At 39.9% G+C, this 22,228-nt stretch carries 18 protein-coding genes; 17 read left to right on the top strand and 1 reads right to left on the bottom strand.

Annotated features, from left to right (window positions below; genetic code table 11):
* Nucleotides 1-18: 18 nt before the first annotated feature.
* The 16 genes from pgsA to hfq all read left to right on the top strand — a co-directional run bounded on the left by pgsA (nt 19) and on the right by hfq (nt 20,360).
* Complete coding sequence (gene pgsA / locus H9648_RS09155; RefSeq protein WP_066393829.1) at nt 19-597, top strand: CDP-diacylglycerol--glycerol-3-phosphate 3-phosphatidyltransferase; 579 nt, start codon at nt 19-21, stop codon at nt 595-597.
* Nucleotides 598-751: 154 nt separating this feature from the next.
* Nucleotides 752-1,993: a competence/damage-inducible protein A gene (locus H9648_RS09150; protein ID WP_191753571.1), complete on the top strand. Its 1,242-nt coding sequence runs from the start codon at nt 752-754 to the stop codon at nt 1,991-1,993.
* Nucleotides 1,994-2,119: 126 nt separating this feature from the next.
* The gene (recA, locus tag H9648_RS09145; protein ID WP_191753570.1) at nt 2,120-3,166 is read left to right on the top strand and encodes a recombinase RecA; all 1,047 of its coding nucleotides are present in this window, start codon (nt 2,120-2,122) and stop codon (nt 3,164-3,166) included.
* 485 nt (nt 3,167-3,651) lie between these two features.
* On the top strand, nt 3,652-5,217 hold the full coding sequence (rny, locus tag H9648_RS09140) for a ribonuclease Y (RefSeq protein WP_191753569.1): 1,566 nt from the start codon (nt 3,652-3,654) through the stop codon (nt 5,215-5,217).
* 345 nt (nt 5,218-5,562) lie between these two features.
* On the top strand, nt 5,563-5,823 hold the full coding sequence (gene spoVS / locus H9648_RS09135; RefSeq protein WP_010193268.1) for a stage V sporulation protein SpoVS: 261 nt from the start codon (nt 5,563-5,565) through the stop codon (nt 5,821-5,823).
* A 355-nt stretch (nt 5,824-6,178) separates the two neighbouring features.
* Nucleotides 6,179-7,921, top strand: coding sequence for a 2-oxoacid:acceptor oxidoreductase subunit alpha (locus H9648_RS09130; protein WP_191753568.1), 1,743 nt, complete (start codon nt 6,179-6,181; stop codon nt 7,919-7,921).
* A 1-nt stretch (nt 7,922) separates the two neighbouring features.
* Nucleotides 7,923-8,789, top strand: a complete 867-nt coding sequence (locus H9648_RS09125) for a 2-oxoacid:ferredoxin oxidoreductase subunit beta (RefSeq protein WP_137789604.1) — start codon at nt 7,923-7,925, stop codon at nt 8,787-8,789.
* Nucleotides 8,790-9,098: 309 nt separating this feature from the next.
* Nucleotides 9,099-10,139 carry an L-threonine 3-dehydrogenase gene (gene tdh, locus H9648_RS09120; protein WP_318243507.1) on the top strand — a complete coding sequence of 347 codons (1,041 nt, stop codon included), beginning with the start codon at nt 9,099-9,101 and terminating at the stop codon, nt 10,137-10,139.
* Between the two features lie 24 nt (nt 10,140-10,163).
* Complete coding sequence (locus H9648_RS09115) at nt 10,164-11,339, top strand: glycine C-acetyltransferase (protein WP_191753738.1); 1,176 nt, start codon at nt 10,164-10,166, stop codon at nt 11,337-11,339.
* A 209-nt stretch (nt 11,340-11,548) separates the two neighbouring features.
* Nucleotides 11,549-13,069 (top strand): tRNA (N6-isopentenyl adenosine(37)-C2)-methylthiotransferase MiaB, encoded by a 1,521-nt coding sequence (gene miaB / locus H9648_RS09110; protein WP_191753567.1) that lies wholly within the window; start codon nt 11,549-11,551, stop codon nt 13,067-13,069.
* Nucleotides 13,069-13,503, top strand: a complete 435-nt coding sequence (locus tag H9648_RS09105) for a YlbF/YmcA family competence regulator (RefSeq protein ID WP_066393841.1) — start codon at nt 13,069-13,071, stop codon at nt 13,501-13,503. Before miaB ends, H9648_RS09105 begins: the two co-directional genes overlap by 1 nt.
* Before the next feature lie 457 nt (nt 13,504-13,960).
* A complete protein-coding gene (gene cotE / locus H9648_RS09100; RefSeq protein WP_137789601.1) occupies nt 13,961-14,533 on the top strand; it encodes an outer spore coat protein CotE in 573 nt (190 codons plus the stop codon).
* Between the two features lie 103 nt (nt 14,534-14,636).
* Nucleotides 14,637-17,228 (top strand): DNA mismatch repair protein MutS, encoded by a 2,592-nt coding sequence (gene mutS, locus H9648_RS09095; RefSeq protein WP_191753566.1) that lies wholly within the window; start codon nt 14,637-14,639, stop codon nt 17,226-17,228.
* A gap of 14 nt (nt 17,229-17,242) precedes the next feature.
* Nucleotides 17,243-19,132: a DNA mismatch repair endonuclease MutL gene (gene mutL, locus H9648_RS09090; RefSeq protein WP_191753565.1), complete on the top strand. Its 1,890-nt coding sequence runs from the start codon at nt 17,243-17,245 to the stop codon at nt 19,130-19,132.
* A 9-nt stretch (nt 19,133-19,141) separates the two neighbouring features.
* Nucleotides 19,142-20,092, top strand: a complete 951-nt coding sequence (gene miaA / locus H9648_RS09085; RefSeq protein ID WP_191753564.1) for a tRNA (adenosine(37)-N6)-dimethylallyltransferase MiaA — start codon at nt 19,142-19,144, stop codon at nt 20,090-20,092.
* 31 nt (nt 20,093-20,123) lie between these two features.
* Nucleotides 20,124-20,360: an RNA chaperone Hfq gene (hfq, locus tag H9648_RS09080; RefSeq protein ID WP_066393852.1), complete on the top strand. Its 237-nt coding sequence runs from the start codon at nt 20,124-20,126 to the stop codon at nt 20,358-20,360.
* 73 nt (nt 20,361-20,433) lie between these two features.
* On the opposite strand, the gene H9648_RS09075 is transcribed toward hfq, so the two are convergent.
* Nucleotides 20,434-21,414, bottom strand: a complete 981-nt coding sequence (locus H9648_RS09075) for a tyrosine-type recombinase/integrase (protein WP_191753563.1) — start codon at nt 21,412-21,414, stop codon at nt 20,434-20,436.
* Nucleotides 21,415-21,517: 103 nt separating this feature from the next.
* Here H9648_RS09075 and H9648_RS09070 point away from each other — a divergent pair, with 103 nt between their 5' ends.
* A complete protein-coding gene (locus H9648_RS09070) occupies nt 21,518-22,096 on the top strand; it encodes a YhcN/YlaJ family sporulation lipoprotein (RefSeq protein WP_191753562.1) in 579 nt (192 codons plus the stop codon).
* Nucleotides 22,097-22,228: the final 132 nt, after the last annotated feature.

The raw sequence follows: 22,228 nt of genomic DNA, 5'->3' as shown, positions 1-22,228 counted from the left end.
TATTTTGGAGGAATTGCATTGAACTTACCTAATAAGATTACCATTTCTAGGATTTTTTTAATTCCACTCTTTATGATTGTTCTTTTGGGCGATTTTGATTGGGGAGTATGGAAGATAGCGGGTGAAGAATTGCCTGTCACTCATTTTGTAGCAGCGCTGATCTTCATCTTTGCATCTAGCACAGATTGGGTCGACGGCTATTATGCGCGCAAATATAACTTAGTTACGAATTTAGGGAAATTTTTGGACCCATTAGCTGACAAGCTGCTCGTTTCAGCTGCACTTGTAGGATTAGTTGAACTTGGAGCTGCACCTGCATGGATGGTTATCGTTATTCTAAGCCGAGAGTTCGCTGTTACAGGAATCCGTGCTGTTGCTTCTGCAGAAGGCGAAGTCATTGCAGCAGGACAGATGGGTAAACTAAAGATGTGGATACAAATTATTGCGATTTCAGCTCTATTGCTTCACAATCTGCCATTTGCATGGATCGGACTTCCTTTTGCAACGATCAGTCTTTGGGCAGCAACACTGATTACCTTATATTCTGGCTGGGAGTATTTCGTGAACAGCAAACATATTTTATTAAAATCAAAGTAATCTAGAATGAAGAAAAAACAGGAGCAGAAAACTCCTGTTTTTTTGTTAGCTGTAGGTGAAAATGCAGAAATCGTGAAGAAATGATAGCGTTTCTTAGCATATATAAGTTTGAATGATATGAAATCAGAGAATACAATCAGGGAGCGTGTATGAGTTGAACGCAGAAATCATAGCAGTTGGCAGTGAACTTTTATTAGGACAGATCGCAAACACGAATGCTCAGTTTATTTCAAAAGAGCTTGCTGACATCGGTGTGAACGTTTTTTATCACTCAGTAGCAGGCGATAACGAGAACCGCCTCTCATCAGTTATTCAAACAGCCAGATCAAGATCGGATCTGCTCATCTTTACGGGAGGTCTTGGACCAACAAAAGACGACCTGACGAAGGAAACGATCGCAAAACTATTTCAAAAGGAATTGGTCCATGATGAAGCTGCTTTAGAGTATATAACCAATTATTTTGTTCAAACCAATCGAGAGATGACACCGAACAATAAGAAGCAAGCTCTCATTATTGAAGGGTCTGCCGTACTGCCAAACGATAACGGTATGGCACCCGGAATGGCTTTTACTCAAGGTAACAACACGTGTATACTCCTCCCTGGACCACCTAGCGAGATGAGACCGATGTTCAACAACTATGTAATTCCTTTTCTTTATTCTAAAATGGATGTGCAGACAAAGTTTCATTCGCGAGTATTAAAATTTTTTGGGATTGGGGAATCGGTCTTAGAAACAAAGCTTCAGGATTTAATCGAGAAACAAAGCAACCCTACGATTGCGCCTCTAGCATCTGAACATGAGGTTACGATTCGGCTTACTGCATCGCACCATTCAGAAACTGAGGCAAAAAGACTGCTGGATGAAGTAGAACAAGAAGTTCTAAGCCGAACAGGTTCCTATTTTTATGGTTATGATGACGAAACGCTAGAGAGTCAGACTTTCGATCTTCTTCGAGATAATAAGCTGACCATCGCTTCGGCAGAGAGCTTGACAGGAGGATTATTCAGCAAGATCATCACTGATTTTCCTGGTGCATCTTCTGTGTATCTAGGAGGAGCCGTCGTTTATTCAAGCGCATTAAAACAATCGATGCTTAAAGTACCTCAAACTTTGATCACAGATCATGGTGTTGTCAGCTCGCAATGTGCAGAATGGATGGCAGAGGAAATTAAAAAGCAGACAAAGTCTGATATCGGAATCAGCTTTACTGGTGTTGCCGGTCCTGATGCACAGGAAGACAAGCCTGCTGGTACAGTATTTATCGGCATATCCATACATGATCAAACGTATTCCTACGCCATAAAACTTGCAGGCTCAAGAAAAGGGATTCGTGAAAGAGCAGTTAAGCATGGATTTCGGTTTTTAAATCAATTGGTCAAAGAAGGACAATAAAAAAATCGAATAAATGTTCGTAAAATGATTGGCAAATGAACAAAAAAGAGATATGATAGAGAAGTAGCAAGTAACAGAATTAATGAAACAAAAATACATGTAAAATGAATTCGAGGAGTGAATTGAATGAGCGATAGAAAAGCGGCTCTAGATATGGCTCTACGCCAAATTGAAAAGCAGTTCGGTAAAGGTTCCATCATGAAATTGGGTGAACAAACGGATCAGCGAATCTCAACAGTTTCCAGTGGATCGATCACTTTGGACATCGCACTTGGAATCGGTGGTTATCCTCGCGGAAGAATTATCGAAGTATATGGTCCTGAATCATCAGGTAAAACAACCGTTGCACTTCATGCTATTGCAGAAGTACAACGTAATGGTGGACAAGCTGCATTCATCGATGCTGAGCATGCACTAGACCCTGAATATGCCCAAAAGCTAGGCGTTAATATTGATGAACTCTTATTGTCTCAGCCAGATACAGGTGAACAAGCGCTAGAGATCGCTGAAGCTCTTGTAAGAAGTGGAGCGGTAGATATTTTGGTCATCGACTCCGTTGCTGCCCTTGTTCCTAAAGCTGAGATCGAAGGGGAAATGGGTGACTCTCACGTTGGTCTCCAAGCTCGTCTAATGTCTCAAGCACTGCGTAAACTTTCAGGTGCCATCAATAAATCGAAAACCATCGCAGTATTCATCAACCAAATTCGTGAAAAAGTTGGCGTTATGTTCGGAAATCCTGAAACAACACCAGGGGGAAGAGCTTTAAAATTCTATTCATCCGTTCGTCTAGAAGTACGTCGTGCTGAACAGCTGAAGCAAGGACAAGATGTTGTTGGTAATAAAACAAAAATTAAAGTCGTAAAAAATAAAGTAGCTCCTCCTTTTAGAACGGCTGAAGTTGATATCATGTACGGAGAAGGCATCTCGTATCAAGGTGAGATTCTGGATATCGGTTCGGACATTGACATCGTTCAAAAGAGTGGTGCTTGGTATTCTTACGAAGGCGAACGTTTAGGTCAAGGTCGTGAGAACTCAAAGCAATTCCTAAAAGAAAACCCTGAGATTGCATCAGCAATAGTTGCAGAAATCCGCAACTATTATCAGCTAGAGGGTAAAGCAACTGCTGAAGTGGAAGCTCCTGCCGTGAAAGAAGAATTTGAGTTAACAGAATAGTAATCGTGAAGACTGGTCAGTACGACCGGTCTTTTTTGTTTTTTTCAAAATTTTGTTGTTTTGAAACCTCAGATTTAGTTTCCTCTGTGACAGTTGATTGGAGTGCAAGGTATGAGACTTGGCAAAGACAGGTAGGAAGCTAGAAAGATAATATGCGGCTCACCTCTAGCTCCGCAGAAAGCGAACAATTGGAACGAAATTAACTCCTTTTTAAAGCAACGGTGTATGCCATAACAAGTTTTCAAAATAACGGATATGACAGGCAAAATATGCTCCTTGCTATTTTTAGGTCAAGCAATTATTATAGAAGATTGACTCTCTTGACAAGCCTTTGGCACACCTATAAAATGAAGATATATTTTGATTTCTTATGAAATTAAAAGATATGTATAGAATTTGTACGACATGAATGGTGCACAGCACATGTAAGACGATTGACGCCAAAAATGCAGTATGAAAAGCAGAAAGCAAGAGGAGGTGGGAATATGCCAAGTTTAGCAGTATTCATCTCCAGTTTGCTTGTCTCACTAGGTGTCGGTGCTATTGTCGGATATCTTGTTAGGAAATCAATTGCTGAAGCGAAGATTTCAAGCGCAGAACGAGCAGCTGCGCAAATTGTTGAAGATGCAAAGCGCGATGCTGACGCCAGCAAGAAAGAAGCGCTGTTAGAAGCAAAAGATGAAATCCATAAGCTACGTACCGAAGCTGAACGCGAAATTCGCGAACGTCGAAACGAGCTTCAAAAACAAGAACATCGATTGGTTCAAAAAGAAGAGATCCTTGACAGAAAAAGTGAAACTCTTGACAAAAAAGAGGAATCTTTAGAACGACGTGAGGAATCTCTCACCAAAAAACAGCGACAAATTGAAGAGATTGAAAGCAAAGTGGAGGAATTGCTAGTAGAACAACAGCGAGAGCTTGAGCGCATTTCCAGCATTACCAGGGATGAAGCTCGCCAAATTATCATGACGGAAACTGAGAACGAGATGACACATGAGTTGGCGATGATGGTAAAAGAGATGGAGATCCGTGCGAAAGAAGAAGCGGACAAGAAAGCAAAAGAAATTCTTTCCCTAGCTATCCAACGCTGTGCAGCCGATCACGTAGCAGAAACTACAGTTTCTGTAGTAAACCTTCCTAACGATGAAATGAAAGGAAGAATTATTGGACGTGAAGGGCGAAACATCAGGACGTTAGAAACGTTAACTGGAATCGACTTAATTATTGATGATACTCCAGAAGCCGTTATTCTGTCAGGTTTTGATCCGATCCGCCGTGAAATTGCACGTATGGCTTTGGACAAGCTTGTACAGGATGGAAGAATTCACCCTGCACGAATTGAAGAGATGGTTGAAAAATCACGCAGAGAAGTGGATGAGTATATCCGCGAAGTAGGAGAACAAACAACATTTGAAGTTGGTGTTCACGGACTTCATCCTGATTTGATCAAGATTCTTGGACGTTTGAAGTATCGTACAAGCTACGGTCAAAACGTACTAAAACATTCAACAGAAGTGGCTTACTTAGCTGGATTGATGGCAGCTGAAGTAGGGGAAGATGTACACCTTGCTAGACGAGCTGGATTGCTTCATGATATCGGTAAAGCAATCGATCATGAAGTAGAGGGCAGTCACGTCGATATTGGTGTTGAACTTGCTACGAAGTACAAAGAACACCCAGTAGTAATCAACAGCATTGCATCTCACCACGGAGACACTGAAGCAACTTCAATCATTGCAACTCTAGTTGCAGCAGCAGATGCACTTTCTGCTGCAAGACCAGGAGCTCGCCGTGAAACACTTGAAACGTATATCCGCAGACTTGAAAAGTTAGAAGAGATTTCAGAATCATTTGATGGTGTTGAAAAATCTTTTGCGATCCAAGCAGGCCGTGAGATACGTATTATGGTTAAACCGGATATGATTGATGATGTAGCATCATACCGACTAGCACGTGATATTACGAAAAAGATTGAAAGTGAACTGGATTATCCAGGTCACATTAAAGTGACAGTCATTCGTGAGACTCGAGCAGTTGAATACGCAAAATAAACAAACAAAGCGGTAGGAGGTCAATCCTACCGCTTTTTTATATGGGGAAATGTCTTAAACTAGTAAGAGGCATGATGTTTTTTGAACAAAGGTATTAGAAGAGATGATTCGCAGAAACAGGTGTTTTAGTAGTAGATCAATAATAGTTTTTTTCCGGAAAAACCACATTATGGTTTGAAAGAACTTTGTTAAGGGTACTAGAATACCGGGGTTTATTCATAGGGCAGCTGCTTTAACAAATCAGCATAATAGAGAGAGAATGCACAATTTTGTTTCGGCAGGAATACAAGCCTTAATCAATGAATATAGTAGAACAGGTATCTATCCTGAAGGAGGTTCAAAACAATGGAAATATTAAAAGTTTCAGCAAAATCCAACCCCAACTCTGTAGCTGGTGCCCTCGCTGGTGTTCTCCGGGAACGTGGAGGCGCTGAAATTCAGGCAATCGGAGCAGGTGCATTAAACCAAGCTGTTAAAGCAGTAGCTATCGCAAGAGGTTTCGTAGCACCGAGCGGAGTTGACCTCATTTGTATTCCAGCATTTACAGATATCTTAATTGATGGGGAAGAACGAACGGCCATTAAATTAATTGTTGAACCGCGCTAATTAAAGTGAAACCTGTTTGCTCACCAAAAAGAGCAAGCAGGTTTTTAGTTTTGTAGACTTAGTTTCTTTTTAGTAGGTATGCGAAGAATAAGAGAAGGAAATGCGGAAACATATATAGAATTCTAAGAGAGTACCAAGCATTTTAAAGCGCTTTCTTTAGTTTACATTTTTTGTAATAGTATGAATTTTGCTAGGCGGATACTTGCATTTTTATGAAGTTAAGTCTAGAATTGTAGACGTTTAGTACATAATTTTAGTAAACGTGATAATGCGCGTTCAACACAACATGAAACCATACTAAATCAAACTATTGATTGAAAAAATTAACGTTTGGGTTACTGAAAGGGTGGAGTACATGATTGATCAACTTTCTTGGAAAGTTGGCGGACAGCAAGGTGAAGGAATTGATAGTACAGGTGAAATTTTTGCGATGGCACTTAACCGCCAAGGCTACTATCTGTATAGCTATCGACACTTTTCTTCCAGAATTAAAGGCGGTCATACCAACAATAAGATTCGTGTAAGCACGAGTGAAACCCGTTCGATCTCTGATGATCTTGATATTTTAATAGCATTCGATCAAGAAACGATCGATGTAAACGTACATGAGCTTCGTGATGGAGGAGTCGTGATTGGAGATTCAAAATTCAATCCTACTGTTCCAGAGGACCTTAATGTTAGATTATATTCGGTACCATTTACAGAGATTGCAAGTGAACTTGGCACATCTCTTATGAAAAATATGGTAGCAATCGGAGCGACTAGCGCTGTTTTGGGTCTTCCTGTAGAAAGCTATTTAGAAGTTGTAGAAGAGATTTTTGCTCGTAAAGGAGCGAAAGTAGTAGAAAAAAATATGGAAGCTATCCAAAAAGGCGCAGACCGTTTCAATGAATTATCTGGTGGCCAGATCGATGGATTTCAATTAAATAAAGCGGACGGCAAAAAGAGAATGTTCATGATTGGAAACGATGCAATCGCTTTAGGATTCGTGGCAGGAGGCGTACGTTTCATGTCCGCTTATCCGATCACGCCTGCATCTGAGATCATGGAATACTTGATCAAAAAATTGCCAGAGTTTGGCGGTACGGTTATTCAGACAGAAGATGAGATCGCTGCTTGTACGATGGCGATCGGAGCGAACTATGCAGGTGTTCGTACGATTACATCATCAGCAGGACCAGGTCTATCATTAATGATGGAAGCATTAGGTCTATCTGGGATGACTGAAGTTCCTTTAGTTGTTGTAGACACACAGCGTGGAGGTCCATCCACGGGACTGCCTACAAAACAAGAGCAATCTGATTTGATGGCGATGATCTATGGTACTCATGGTGAGATTCCAAAAGTGGTTATGGCACCAAGTACGGTTGAAGAAGCATTCTATGATGCTGTTGAAGCTTTAAATATTGCAGAAGAATATCAGATTCCTGTTATCTTACTTACAGATCTTCAACTTTCTCTAGGGAAGCAATCAGTTGAGCCATTAGATTATAGCCGCGTTGAGATTCGACGTGGAAAGCTTGATCCAAAAGAAGAGCTTCCAGATACAGACGATAAAGATGGGTACTTTAAGCGTTATGAAGTAACTGAAGACGGCATTTCTCCTCGCGTAATCCCGGGTATGAAGAATGGTATCCACCATGTCACGGGTGTTGAGCATGATGAGACAGGAAAGCCTTCAGAAGTGGCAGCAAATCGTCAAAAGCAGATGGATAAAAGACTGCGTAAGCTGCAAAACCTGCGTTTTAACGTACCAGTTGTTAAACAAGCTCCTCATGAAGAAGCTGATATTCTTTTAGTTGGGTTCAATTCAACAAGAGGAGTGATCGAAGAAGCGATCCCTCGTTTAGAAGCAGATGGCTTAAAAGTCAATCATGCTCATATTCGTTTGATCCATCCGTTCCCTGCCGATGAGATGAGATCGATGATCGACAAAGCGAAGAACGTAATCGTAGTCGAGAACAACGCGACAGGACAGCTGGCGAACATCTTAAAGATGAATGTTGGACAGCATGAGAAGATTAAGAACTTATTAAAATATGATGGGAATCCTTTCTTGCCATCAGAAGTTGTCATGAAATGCAAGGAGCTGGTTTAATATGGCTACATTTAAAGATTTTCGTAACAGCATCAAACCGAACTGGTGTCCAGGATGTGGAGATTTTTCAGTACAGGCAGCTATTCAAAGAGCAGCTGCAAATGTAGGTTTAGAACCAGATAATCTAGCTGTAGTATCAGGAATCGGCTGTTCAGGACGTATCTCAGGATATATCAAATCTTATGGTTTCCATGGGATCCATGGCCGTTCGCTGCCGATCGCACAAGGTGTTAAGATGGCAAACCGTGATCTGACTGTTATCGCATCAGGTGGTGATGGAGATGGTTTCGCGATCGGAATGGGTCATACTGTTCATGCGATCAGACGAAACATCGATATTACTTATATTGTTATGGACAACCAGATTTATGGTCTAACAAAAGGACAAACATCACCTCGATCTGATGTTGGTTTTAAAACGAAGAGTACGCCAGAAGGATCTGTAGAGTCAGCGATCGGAGTTATGGAACTCGCTTTAACGGCTGGAGCTACGTTTGTGGCTCAAAGTTTTTCAACTGATCTAAAAGAGTTGACTTCCATCATCGAGGCTGGTATCAACCATAAAGGCTTCTCATTGATCAATGTATTCTCTCCATGTGTGACATACAACAAAGTGAACACATATGACTGGTTTAAAGAGCATCTCGTATCTTTAAGCACGATCGAAGACTATGATTCTTCAAACCGTATGATGGCTATGCAAACACTTATGGAAAACAAAGGTCTTGTAAAAGGCATCATCTATCAAGATAAGGTAAAACCTTCTTATCAAGATCTTGCGCATGGATACAGCAAAGAAGCACTTGCAAAAGTTGATCTGAACTTACCTGAAGAAAAGTTCAATCAATTGATGTCAGAATTTATGTAAGAAACAGCCCTTCTCCTTAAAATTTGGAGAGGGGATTTTTTATAGTCTTTTTCTGAAATACAGCTGCATGCATGACTATCTTTTCTTCTTATGAAAGTTGATTGAAGCGACCGAACTGGAGCGGAAATCAATTCCATTTGGTGTGCACCAATATGTACGAAAAAAGCTCTCAAGAAAAAAATTCTTTAAATTTTTTTTGGTACCCGCGAATGTCCGTGTGGGATGGACACAGCTCTTTACCTTGTTGTTCAATCCATGTACAATTATTGATGGAATTGATTATTAAGGTTTACAGTGAGGGGTGTTTCTGTGCAAGGAAAAATGAAAGCAATAGTTAAGCATCATGCGGGTTATGGAGCTAGATTAGAAACAGTAGATATTCCTGAAATTAATGAAAGTGAAGTATTGATCAAAGTTAAAGCGACTTCGATCTGTGGAACAGATGTCCATATTTACACATGGGATGAATGGTCACAGAGTCGTGTGAAAACGCCATACGTGTTCGGACATGAGTTTTCAGGAGTTGTTGAAAAAGTTGGAAGCGCTGTTACAAATGTCTCTGTTGGAGATCATGTATCAGCTGAAACACATATAGTTTGTCATTCTTGTCCACAATGTCTAAAAGGGCAGTTCCACATCTGTAAGAACACTAAGATCATCGGTGTTGATACTCAAGGGTGTTTTGCAGAGTATGTAGCAATGCCATCAGAGAACATCTGGAAAAATGATCCTAAGATGCCGTTTGAGCATGGATCGATTCAAGAGCCGATGGGAAATGCTGTTCATACTGTGTTAGCTGGTGATGTTGCTGGTAAAACGGTGGCTGTCATCGGATGCGGCCCGATCGGTGTTATGGCTGTTAATGTTGCGAAAGCAGCAGGTGCAAGTCAGGTAATCGCTATCGATCTGAACGATTATCGTTTAGATCTTGCTAAAAAAGTAGGGGCTACAGAAGTGATCAACCCTAAATCCACCGATCCAGTTGATACAGTGATGAATTTAACGGATGGAAATGGTGTGGATGTTGTTTGTGAGATGAGCGGTCATCCAGTTGCGATTGACCAAGGATTTAAGATGATCACAAACGGTGGTCGTGTTTCAATCTTAAGTCTGCCTGTTAAACCTGTTGAGATCGACTTAACGAACGATGTAGTATTTAAGGGTGTTACTGTTCAAGGAATTACGGGAAGAAAAATGTATGAAACATGGCAACAGGTTTCAGGACTTTTACAGTCAGGAAGCATGCATCCTGAAACGATCATTACTCATACACTTCCACTAGAAAAGTTTGAAGAAGGCTTTGATCTCATGATAAAAGGAAATTGTGGAAAAGTAGTTCTTATTCCTTAAAATCGAAAGGAGCAATACATCGTGATGAAAGGTTTTGAATACCTGCAAGAAGAATTAGACCATATGAAAGAAGAAGGTACGTTCAGAAAGCTTGTACCGCTAGAATCAGAGCAAGGATCAAAAGTTGTGATCAATGGAAAAGAAGTGATCCAGCTTTCTTCCAACAACTACTTAGGTCTTACGAGTCATCCGAAGATGAAGGAAGCAGCTCTAAAAGCTGTTGAAGAATTTGGAGTGGGTACAGGTTCTGTGCGTACGATTGCTGGAACTCTATCCATGCATGAAGAATTTGAAAAAAAACTTGCTGAATTCAAGCACACAGAAGCATGTCTGGTCTTCCAATCTGGTTTTTCAACGAACCAAGGAATTCTTTCTGCCATTCTTACAGATCAAGATGTTGTTATTTCAGATGAGTTAAACCATGCATCGATCATTGATGGTATTCGTTTAACGAAAGCGAAAAGAAGAATCTACAAACACGTTGATCTAGAAGATTTAGAAGCGGCGTTAAAAGAGACACAAGAATTCAGAAAAAGAATCGTCGTAACAGACGGTGTTTTCTCAATGGACGGTAACATTGCGCCTCTTCCTGGAATCGTTGAACTGGCTGAAAAGTACGATGCCCTCGTAATGGTAGACGACGCACACGCGAGTGGAGTATTGGGTACGAATGGCCGCGGTACGATCGATCATTTTAACTTGAACGGCCGCGTTCATATTCAAGTAGGAACGTTAAGTAAAGCTATTGGCGTACTTGGTGGTTACATTGCAAGCACGCAAACGTTAAGAGACTATCTGATTCATAAAGGCCGTCCGTTCTTGTTCAGCACATCGCATCCGCCTGCCGTAATCGCAGCGAGTTCTGTAGCGATCGACGTTTTAGAAGAAGAGCCAGAACACATGGAAAGACTTTGGGAGAATACGAAGTTTTTTAAAGCGGGATTAAAAGAACTAGGGTTTAATACAGGAGTTAGTGAGACACCTATCACACCAGTACTTGTGGGTGATGACGCGCTTGCGCATAAACTATCAGATACGTTATTAAAATATGGTGTATTCGCACAAGGTATCGCATTCCCAACAGTAGCTAAAGGAAAAGCTCGCGTACGTACAATCGTAACCGCTCAGCATACGAGAGAAGAGCTCCAAGCGGCATTAGATGCATTTGAAAAAGCCGGGAAAGAATTAAATATCATTTAGTTACTTATAAAGTTGACTTTAAAGGCGCACTAGTAAGCTTTTAAGGTCAATTTTTTTGTTGTGCAGGACCATAATATTATTATGTAAACTAAACCGATTACAAGTTTAACTATAATCCAATTTTTGATATAATGTTACAGTTGGATGAAATACTAGACTTACGTTGAACGGATGACCTAGCAGTAAGGGCAGTAAGGAGTGAAGATGTCTTGGATACTACGAAAGACAATCAAGAAATAAAGACGAATAATAAAGAAAGAGACTACTCACAATATTTTCAATCTTCGTATGCACCGCCTTCTTTAAAAGACGCGAAAAAGCGTGGTAAAGAACAAGTTCAAATATTAAAAGATTTTTCGATTCCGGAAAATCTAAAGAATATTGGTGTTGGCAAAAAGTTTTATATTCGTACGTATGGTTGTCAGATGAACGAGCATGATACAGAAGTTATGGCAGGAATTCTGAATGAGATGGGTTATGAAACCACATATTCTACAGAGGATGCCGACGTGATCCTTCTGAATACATGTGCCATTCGAGAAAATGCAGAGAACAAAGTGTTTGGCGAACTGGGACATTTAAAACATACGAAAGCGAACAACCCTAATCTTCTGCTAGGGGTCTGCGGATGCATGTCACAAGAAGAATCTGTCGTTAACCGTATACTTTCCACATACCCTCAAGTTGATATGATCTTTGGAACTCATAACATACATCGTCTGCCTCAAATTATTGAGAACGCGTTATTCTCAAAAGAGATGGTAGTTGAAGTTTGGTCTAAAGAAGGAGATATCGTTGAGAACCTTCCTAGAAAGCGTAAAGGGAACGTTAAAGGCTGGGTCAACATTATGTATGGCTGCGACAAATTCTGTACATATTGCATTGTTCCTTACACACGAGGAAAAGAACGAAGCCGTTATCCGCAAGATATTATCGAAGAAGTAAGGCAGCTTGCGAGAGAAGGCTATAAGGAAGTCACCCTTCTTGGTCAGAATGTGAATGCATACGGCAAAGATTTCGAAGATCTGGAGTATGGCCTAGGTGATCTAATGGATGAGATCCGTAAGATTGATATTCCTAGACTTCGTTTCACGACAAGTCACCCTCGAGATTTTGATAACCGATTGATCGAAGTTCTCGCTAAAGGTGGAAACATCGTAGATCATGTTCATCTGCCTGTTCAACACGGAAACAGCGATGTACTCAAGTTAATGGCTCGTAAATACACACGTGAGCATTATATAGAGCTTGTAAACAAGATAAAAGCAGTGATGCCGAATGTTGCATTAACTACGGATATAATTGTTGGGTTTCCGAACGAGACGGAAGAACAGTTCCAAGAAACGTTATCTCTTGTTAAAGAAGTGCAGTATGATGCTGCTTACACGTTTATCTATTCACCTCGTGAAGGCACTCCTGCTGCAAAGATGCAAGATAATGTTCCGATGGAAGTGAAACGAGAACGACTACAGAGACTGAACGCTATGCTAAATGATATTTCGTTAGAAAAGAACAAAGCATATGTTGGTAAAGTTGTGGAAGTGCTAGTTGAAGGAGAAAGTAAAAAGAATCCTGATGTACTAACAGGTCACACGGGTTCCAACAAAGTAGTAAACTTTAAAGCTCCTAAGCACTTAATAGGAGAAATTGTCAAAGTTCAGATTACCGATGCGAAAACATGGAACCTTGGCGGCGAATGGGTAGAAGAAAAATCAGAGGTGGTAGGCTAATGAGCACATATACAAAAGAAGAAATCTTGGGAAAAGCAAAAGAACTTGCGAAAATGATCGCTACAACGGATGAAGTTGATTTTTTTAAAAAAGCAGAAGCTCAGATCAATACGAATTCAAATGTAGCAAGATTGATGGGACAGATTAAGAATCTACAAAAACAAGCTGTTAATCTTCAACATTATCAAAAACATGAAGCATCAAGAGAAGTAGAAGAAAAGATCGATGCTCTGATGGCTGAGCTTGATAGCATTCCAGTTGTTCAAGAGTTCAAACAATCTCAAAGTGATGTGAATGATATCTTACAGATGGTTTCACATACAATCTCAAACAAAGTTACAGATGAAATCATAGAATCAACCGGCGGAGACCTTTTAAAAGGAACAACAGGCTCTCAAGAAGGGTGTTCTCCAGGCGGCTGCGGCTGTCACTAAACAAAAAGCACGATGTCTTTTGAGACATCGTGTTTTCATTTGAGATTAATTCCAGTTTATTAGGTGTTTCGCACATACCCATAGAGGTATCAGGATCCTTCAATCCAGAAAATTTGGTATGCAATCCAAAAGTTTCTGCTGTTTATCCACGAGATTTGGCTCTCAATCCAAAAGTTTTCCCCATTTATCCACGAGTCTACAAACCTCGACAAATTCCGCAGTACGCTTTAAACTCCCATACCCCGTAAAGCGAGCATCCTAGAGGGATAATCATCCACTTGCAAAAGCAACAAAAATCGTGAAAATAATTTCACGTACCGTTCACCAATAATATTTTGAGAACATTGGACAACAAACGCCCATATACTTAGACTAATTGTGTTTCTAATAAATGAAGACACAATAGGCATCCGCCCAGCATATACTGTATGGAGATTGGTAGAGGAGGGATTCATGTATGTCAAGACGCGTAGAACAAGAGTTGACTTACAGAGAGATCATCACAAAAGCGGTCTGCGGCAAAGGAAGAAAATTTTCTCAGGCAACGCATACCATTGCACCGAGTCATCGTCCGAGCAGCATTTTAGGATGCTGGATCATCAACCATGCATATAAACCGAAGCGGAATGGTGAAGCAGTAGATGTAGAAGGAAGCTATGATATCAACGTGTGGTATTCATACAATGATAATACTCGTACCGAAGTCGTAACAGAGACCATCCATTTTGTAGACAAAGTGGATCTTAGTGTTAGAGATAAGAATGCTTTAGGCAATCAATATGAAGTTACGTGCCGTGCTCTTCAAGAGCCTAATACGTTAGAAGCGACGATCTCTCCGAACGGAAATAAAGTTATCGTTCAAGTAGAAAGAGAGTTCGTTTGTGAAATTATAGGGGAAACAAAAGTTTGTGTGTATGTGAACCCGGACGGTTTTGATGATGAACAGACAAGAGATTGGGAATATGATGTGGAAGATGAGAATTTTGAAGACCTGGATCCGAACTTTTTAATAGGTGATTTGGAAGAATAATAAACGGGAGAGAGCTTCCCGTTTTTTTCATGCAGAGAAAACGATAGATGCTTTGAATTATGTTATAATAGCGACATTGAAATGTTATGAAAAAGGTGAAATTATGGCTCAATATACTCCAATGATACAACAATATTTATCAATCAAGGCAGCTCATCAGGATGCCTTTTTATTTTTCCGTCTAGGAGATTTTTATGAAATGTTTTTTGAAGATGCTGTTCGAGCATCTCAAATCCTTGAGATCACACTGACAAGCAGAGATGGCGGCTCTCAAGATCGAATTCCGATGTGTGGAATACCTTATCATTCGTCATCGGGTTATATAAAAACATTAGTTGAGAATGGACATAAAGTAGCAATCTGTGAACAAGTAGAAGATCCTAAACTATCTGTTGGGGTAGTGAAACGTGAAGTCATCCAGATTATAACGCCAGGAACGGTTATTGATGACCATCTTCTTCATGATAGAGAAAACAATTTTCTTGTATCGATAGAAAAAGAAAATGATTCTTATGGATACGTTCTTTGTGATCTTTCTACAGGTGAGTTGAAGGGATATACATATGAAGGAAATCAGTTATCGTTCATACAATTACTCTTAAGTCACGGTGTAAAAGAGATTGTTGGTAACAAAGAATTGTACGATGCTTGGACGAACACAGTTACTCAGACAGGACAAGCTTCGGTTTCAATTCAGGAAGAGAGTTCTGTAGACAGTCAGTTTGATCATCTTGTTCAGACGATCTCTGATCCTGTTTTATTACGATCTATCGGACGGTTGTTCCACTATCTAACTCATACGCAGAAGCGATCTTTTAACCATATAAAAGCGGTGGAATTTCAGCAGAACGATAAAAGGATGAAGCTTGATGCGTTTTCAAAACGCAACTTAGAATTAACAGAATCCATACGAGCAAAAGGTAAAAAAGGTTCACTATTATGGCTGTTAGATGCCACGATGACAGCAATGGGTGCTCGAAAGCTTAAACAATGGGTCGAAGAGCCTTTGTTCGTAAAAGAAACGATCGAGAAGCGGCTGCAGCTCGTCGAAAAATTAATCGGAGAATTCTTTACTCGTGAAGAGATCAAAGAACAATTGAAGTCTGTTTATGATATGGAACGGTTGATAGCTAAAATATCTTATGGAAACGCTAGTCCAAGAGATCTTGTACAATTGAAAAGATCTCTGTTCAGTGTTCCGGTCTTAAAAGAAAAGATCAAGAGTATTGAAGGGAAATATGCACTCGAGCTTCATGCGAAGATGAATGAACATAAAACACTCGCAGACTATTTAGATTCTGCCATTCATGATGATGCACCTATCCATATTAAAGAGGGTGGACTCATCAAAGCAGGTTACAATGAGCAGCTTGATCAATATAAAGATGCGAGCAGCAACGGTAAAGCATGGATTGCTTCTCTCGAGCAGCAAGAAAAAGCAGCTTCAGGGATTAAGTCCCTTAAGATTGGTTTTAACAAGATCTTTGGTTACTATATCGAGGTAACAAAATCTAATCTTTCGCAAGTACCAGATCGTTATGAGAGAAAACAGACGCTCGCGAATGCTGAAAGATATGTTACACCAGAACTGAAAGAGAAAGAAAGAATTATTTTAGAAGCGGAAGAGAAGATCTCAGGATTAGAATATACACTCTTTTTGGAAGTAAGAGAGTATGTAAAGCAGTTTATCCCTGGACTGCAAGAACTTGCGTCTGCCATTTCTGAACTTGATGTTATGCAATCTTTTGCAGCGATTAGTGAGCAATATCGTTATGTTAGACCGACAGTTTCAGAGGATGGAATCGTAAATATTGTGAACGGCAGACATCCTGTTGTTGAAAAAGTGATGGATGCACAAGAATATGTGCCAAACGATATTATTTTAAATAACGAAAGAAATATGCTTCTTATTACTGGTCCAAACATGGCTGGTAAGAGTACGTATATGCGCCAGTTAGCACTTACGGCTGTTATGATGCAGATTGGTTGTTTTGTTCCAGCAGAGAGTGCTGAACTTCCAATGTTTGATCAGATCTTCACGCGTATAGGAGCGGCTGACGATCTAGTGGGCGGACAGAGTACGTTCATGGTCGAGATGCTAGAGACGAACTTTGCCCTAACGAGTGCTACTGAAAACAGTTTGATCCTTCTAGATGAGATCGGCAGAGGAACTTCCACGTATGATGGTATGGCATTAGCGCAATCAATCATCGAATTTATTCATGAAGAGATAGCTGCCAAAACACTCTTCTCTACTCATTATCATGAACTTACCGTCTTAGAAGAGTCTCTTCACTCACTAAAGAATGTGTTTGTAAGTGCAGTTGAAGAGAATGGCAGTCTTGTATTTTTGCATAAAGTCATTGACGGACAAGCAGATAAAAGTTTTGGTATACAAGTGGCTGAGCTTGCTGAACTTCCAGAACCAGTGATTTCTAGAGCAAAAACGATTTTACAAACCTATGAAAATCAAGAAAAACGAGAGGCGCTTCCCATTCAAGAGGTGTCAGCTACTAAAGAAGAAGTTCTTCAAGAAAGTCAGTTGAGTCTTTTTGTTGAAAAAGAGGAGACGACGAACAGAAGAGACAATAAAGAGCAAGAGTTGATCAAAGAGTTAAGAAGTTTAAATGTATTAGAGATGACTCCTCTTGATGCGATGAACGCGCTATATAAACTGCAAAAAAAAGTGAGATAAAGGAGGCGTGACGAATGGGCAAAATTGTACAGCTAGATGAACATCTATCCAATAAGATCGCTGCTGGTGAAGTTGTAGAACGCCCAGCCTCTGTTGTTAAAGAACTTGTCGAGAATTCAATCGATGCTAACGCGACGAGAATAGAGATCGAAGTTGAAGAAGGTGGGTTATCACTCATTCGTGTTCTAGATAACGGGGATGGAATCGAGCCGGAAGATTGCGTGCTCGCTTTTAACCGCCATGCGACAAGTAAGATTAAAAGTGAACAAGATTTAATCCATATTCGTACCATGGGCTTTAGAGGGGAAGCATTACCGAGTATCTCTTCTGTCTCTCAAGTTGAACTTAAATCATCAACAGGCGAGGGACCAGGTGCTTATCTATTTATTGAGAACGGTAGAATCGTTAAACAGCAACAGACGAATAGCAGGAAAGGAACTGATCTGACTGTTCGTAACTTATTCTATAACACACCAGCCAGATTGAAGCATGTGAAGACTATTCAAACAGAACTAGGCACGATCAGTGATCTAGTGAACAGACTTGCTCTTGCAAACCCAGATGTTTCTTTTCGTTTAAAGCATAACGGAAAAGAGCTTCTGCACACTTCTGGCAACGGAAACCTGCTGCAGATCATTGCATCTGTTTATGGAATACAAACTGCCAAAAATATGATCTCAGTCTCTTTTTCTTCATTAGATTATGAAGTGACAGGCTATATAGCAAAACCTGAAATAAACCGAGCGTCCCGTCAGTATATGTCCTTCTTTATGAACGCTAGATATATTAAGAACTTTGCACTTTCAAAAGCTGTACAGAATGCTTATCACACATTCCTGCCGATCGGACGTTTTCCGATTGCTATCTTATCGGTTAAGATGGATCCGACAATTATTGATGTTAACGTACATCCGTCAAAACATGAAGCAAGGTTGAGTAAAGAAGCGGAACTGGTTCAGCTCGTTGAAACCGAGCTCAGAAAAGTAATCAGAAATCAGAAGTTGATCCCAGATGTTCAGTTTAAGAAAAAAGAACAAAGAGAGAATGATCGAGAAGAACAGCCTTCATTTTCCTTCGATCACCAAAGAAAGAACGAAGACGTTCAACCTGTTGCTACAACTGATTTAAAAACAGCACAAAGTGATAACCGTTTCAGTATGATTTCTAATGATGTTGATTCTTCTCTAATAAGGGAGACTTCACATGCATCAAAGAAAGTTGATGAGGTGGATGAGCCTCTGGTGGATTTACTACCGTGTCTCAAAACGAATGAAACACCAATCACGAAAGAGAGCCAATATCCTCTTTCGGCACATGTTGACAAAATTCCGGTTATGTATCCGATCGGACAGATGCACGGAACTTATATCCTTGCTCAAAATGAGAACGGATTGTATCTCATCGATCAACACGCTGCACAAGAACGCATTAAATATGAGTATTTCAGAAAAAAAGTAGGACAAGTGGATCGAGAAACTCAACTGTTAGCAGTCCCTTATACCTTTGAATTTACAGCAAGTGAATCTGCCTTTTTAGAGAGTCACTTAGAGACTCTCGGCGAAGTGGGTCTGTTTTTAGAAACGTTTGGACAGAATACGTTTATCGTAAGAGAGCACCCGCAATGGTTTCCAAAAGAGTATGAAAGAGAAATCATGCTTGATATCATCCAGCAGGTACTTGATTATAGAAGGATCGATATTGAAAAATTAAGAGAAGATGCAGCGATCATGATGTCGTGTAAAGGTTCGATTAAAGCTAACCATCATCTAAGGAATGATGAAATTTTTGCTTTGTTAGAATCTTTGAGAACATCAGAAGATCCATACACATGTCCACACGGAAGACCGATAACGATTCATCTATCAACATATGAACTTGAGAAGATGTTCAAAAGAGTGATGTAGGAGTAAACGATGAAGGAAAAATTAGTAGTGATCGTAGGCCCAACGGCTGTTGGAAAAACAAAAACCAGTATCGAACTTGCTAAAGCGATCGATGGTGAGATCATAAGCGGCGATTCTATGCAGATCTATAGAGGACTCGACATCGGAACTGCAAAGATTAGTGAGGAAGAAAAAGAAGGCATCCCTCATTATTTAATCGATATTAAAGATCCAACAGAATCATTTTCAGTTGCTGAATTTCAGATGCTGGCGAGAGAACGAATATCAGATATTAATCAAAGAGGTAAGGTTCCCATACTTGTAGGTGGAACGGGGTTATACGTTAGAGCTGTCACTCATCACTATGAATTCTCTGAAGTAAGCCAAAATAGTGAGATGCGAGACGAGCTTCAACGAAAGTCAGAGGTCGAAGGTTCCGAGGCTTTGCATGCAGAACTGCTCAAAGTCGATCCAAAGCGTGCGAAAGAGATTCATCCGAACAATGTACAGCGGGTTATCAGAGCGCTGGAAATCTACTATACGACAGGGAATGTCCCCTCTGCTGAACAAGGAAAGAATGTGGACGATGAGGAATCTCTTTACCAATTAGCTTTAGTTGGGTTAACGAGGAATCGAGAGCACTTATATAAACGCATAAACGAAAGAGTGGACCTTATGGTTCAACAAGGCGTAATAAACGAAGCAAGAATGCTTTTTGAACAAGACATAACGAACAGTCTGGCCGCTAAAGCGATAGGCTACAAAGAGTTTTTTCCATATCTTTCAGGGGAAAGTACTTTAGAAGAAGCGATCACTTTGTTAAAAAGAGACTCCAGGCGATATGCAAAAAGACAATACACATGGTTTCGCAATCAGATGGATGTTGAATGGTTTAGCATGGACGAAGATTCCTTTCACAAAAAATTTCAAGAAATTCAGCACTTTGTTGAAGGGAAATTAGAAATTTCCGAGAATGTATAAGGGTAATGCCCAAAGAGGAGGATCTGTTCACATGAAGCAATCAATCAATTTACAGGATCATTACTTAAACCAGTTACGTCGCGAAAACATTTATGTGACCGTATATCTGCTGAATGGATTTCAGCTTAAAGGTTTAGTGAAGGGGTTTGACAACTTTACTGTTGTACTAGAGGCAGAAGGAAAACAGCACCTCATATACAAGCATGCCATTTCAACGTTTACCCCACACCGAAATGTCGATTTGTCTTCTGCAAATACAAATGAATAAAAAAAACTCTCCCTATTCAATTAAGGTTGATAGGGAGTTTTTAAATGGTACACATATATTTGTCTATTTCTGTTTATCTCTTATTCATTTCAGTTGTTTCTAAATAGGCTTCATAGCGGTTTAGAGTAAGATTTGATTTTAATCCAAACCATAATTGAACCTCTTCCTCAGCTTTTCCTTCTCTTAAAAGATTTAGGATGGCTGTTCTTCTTAAGTGCTGGGAGCTGATTCCTTCTCTCAGGCCAGAGCGACGGATCTCTTGCCTCAGCATCTTCTGTATGGCGATAACCGTTAAAGGTTTGGGTTCATACATTCCATAATCAAACCGAAACGTTCCTCTTTGATAATCAAACGCGATAAAAAAACGATCAGAAGAATAATTTCTCGGCCGTATGCTTTCAGGAATATCTTCTTTGTATTGATATAATAGTTGGTGTGTCTCATCGTCAAGTGAGATCAGCCTTGTTTCTTTTTTGTTGATCACGGTTAATTCATATTGTGTGAAATGAACATGTTTCATTTCGATATTCGTGATCTCCTGAAGTGTAATGCCATAGCGATAGAGAAGTGAAAGAATCGCTTCATTCCTTTTGATCAAGAGATGTCTATATTTTTGCTGTTTCTCCGTCAACCCCTCATAGGAAGATAATGTTTGAAAGAGTATTTTATATTCCTCATCTGAAATAAAATCCTCATCCTTAAATTGAGTGTCTTCTCTAAGAGTTTGCTCCAGTTCAGAAAAAGGGTTCGATGCAATCTTCCTATTAGCATGCAGGAAGGAAAAGAGACTTTTTATAACTGTAAAAACTCTCTTTGTAGTAGCGGTTCGATATTCTCGTTGTTCGGAAAGAAAAAGGAAATATTCATTTAACGTCTGAGCATCTAATTGTTGCACAGTATGTAAATCATCATTCTCCTTCATCACTCTGACCCATGCAAAAAAATCTAAAAGATCATAATAATACCTTTTGATCGTGCTCTTGGTTCGATCTTTTTTCTGTAAGTAAACAATATATGAATCGGCATATTCGGGTAAGTGTGGATATTCTTCCATAATTGCCTCCTATAACCTCTTTTTCCCATTATAACAAAGCGTCTTTTTTTTGCATATTTCTACAATCTCCAATGGAAACTATGGAAAAAAGGATGGTTATTATATGTGGAAATCAGGAATGCTCGTACTATCTTCAGTTCTCCTCTTCACTGCGTGTTCAGGCAAAACAGGTTCGGGTGATGAAACCCTCGATACTGAGCAAGTAAAATATGATACATCAGAACGAAAACCGAATACACAGATAGATTCACCATTAGTTGTAGAAAATTCTGATGAAGTTCATCAATCAAAAGATCTTGTTCAGCTTGCGGAAAAAGTAAACGGTGTGGATAAGGCTTATGTGATTGTTAGCGGTATTTATACACTAGTTGGAATCGTTCCTTATGAGCCTGTTTCATCTGGTGAAGAAAACGATCAGCTGCGCAAAGCAGTTTATAACGGATTAAAGGGAAATGCACATGGTAGAAATGCAGCCATAACCACCGATCCAGATAAAATAGCGCAGATCAAGAAGTTAGGAAATATGGCCTCACATAGCAAACATGACTCAAAAAGCGGAGTTTATAATGAGCTGGGAATTTTAATCGGAAAAATAAAGCCATTAAAAGGGCAGATGAAATCCACTGAGAGGCAAGACATGCATGAAGAAGATACATCCATTCGAAATGATCTTTACGAATAAAAAACATTTTATTTCCTAAGCAAGCGCAGAAAATGACATGGATAGACAATAAGTTAACATAATAATTAATATGTTAACGAAATGAAGTTTGAAAGAAATGAAAAGAGCATTCTCCCGTGTTGGAGAATGCTC

Origin of the sequence: Fictibacillus norfolkensis, from assembly GCF_014836645.1 — a bacterium.
GTDB lineage: Bacteria > Bacillota > Bacilli > Bacillales > Fictibacillaceae > Fictibacillus > Fictibacillus norfolkensis.
This window is presented reverse-complemented; position numbering and strand designations above follow the sequence as displayed.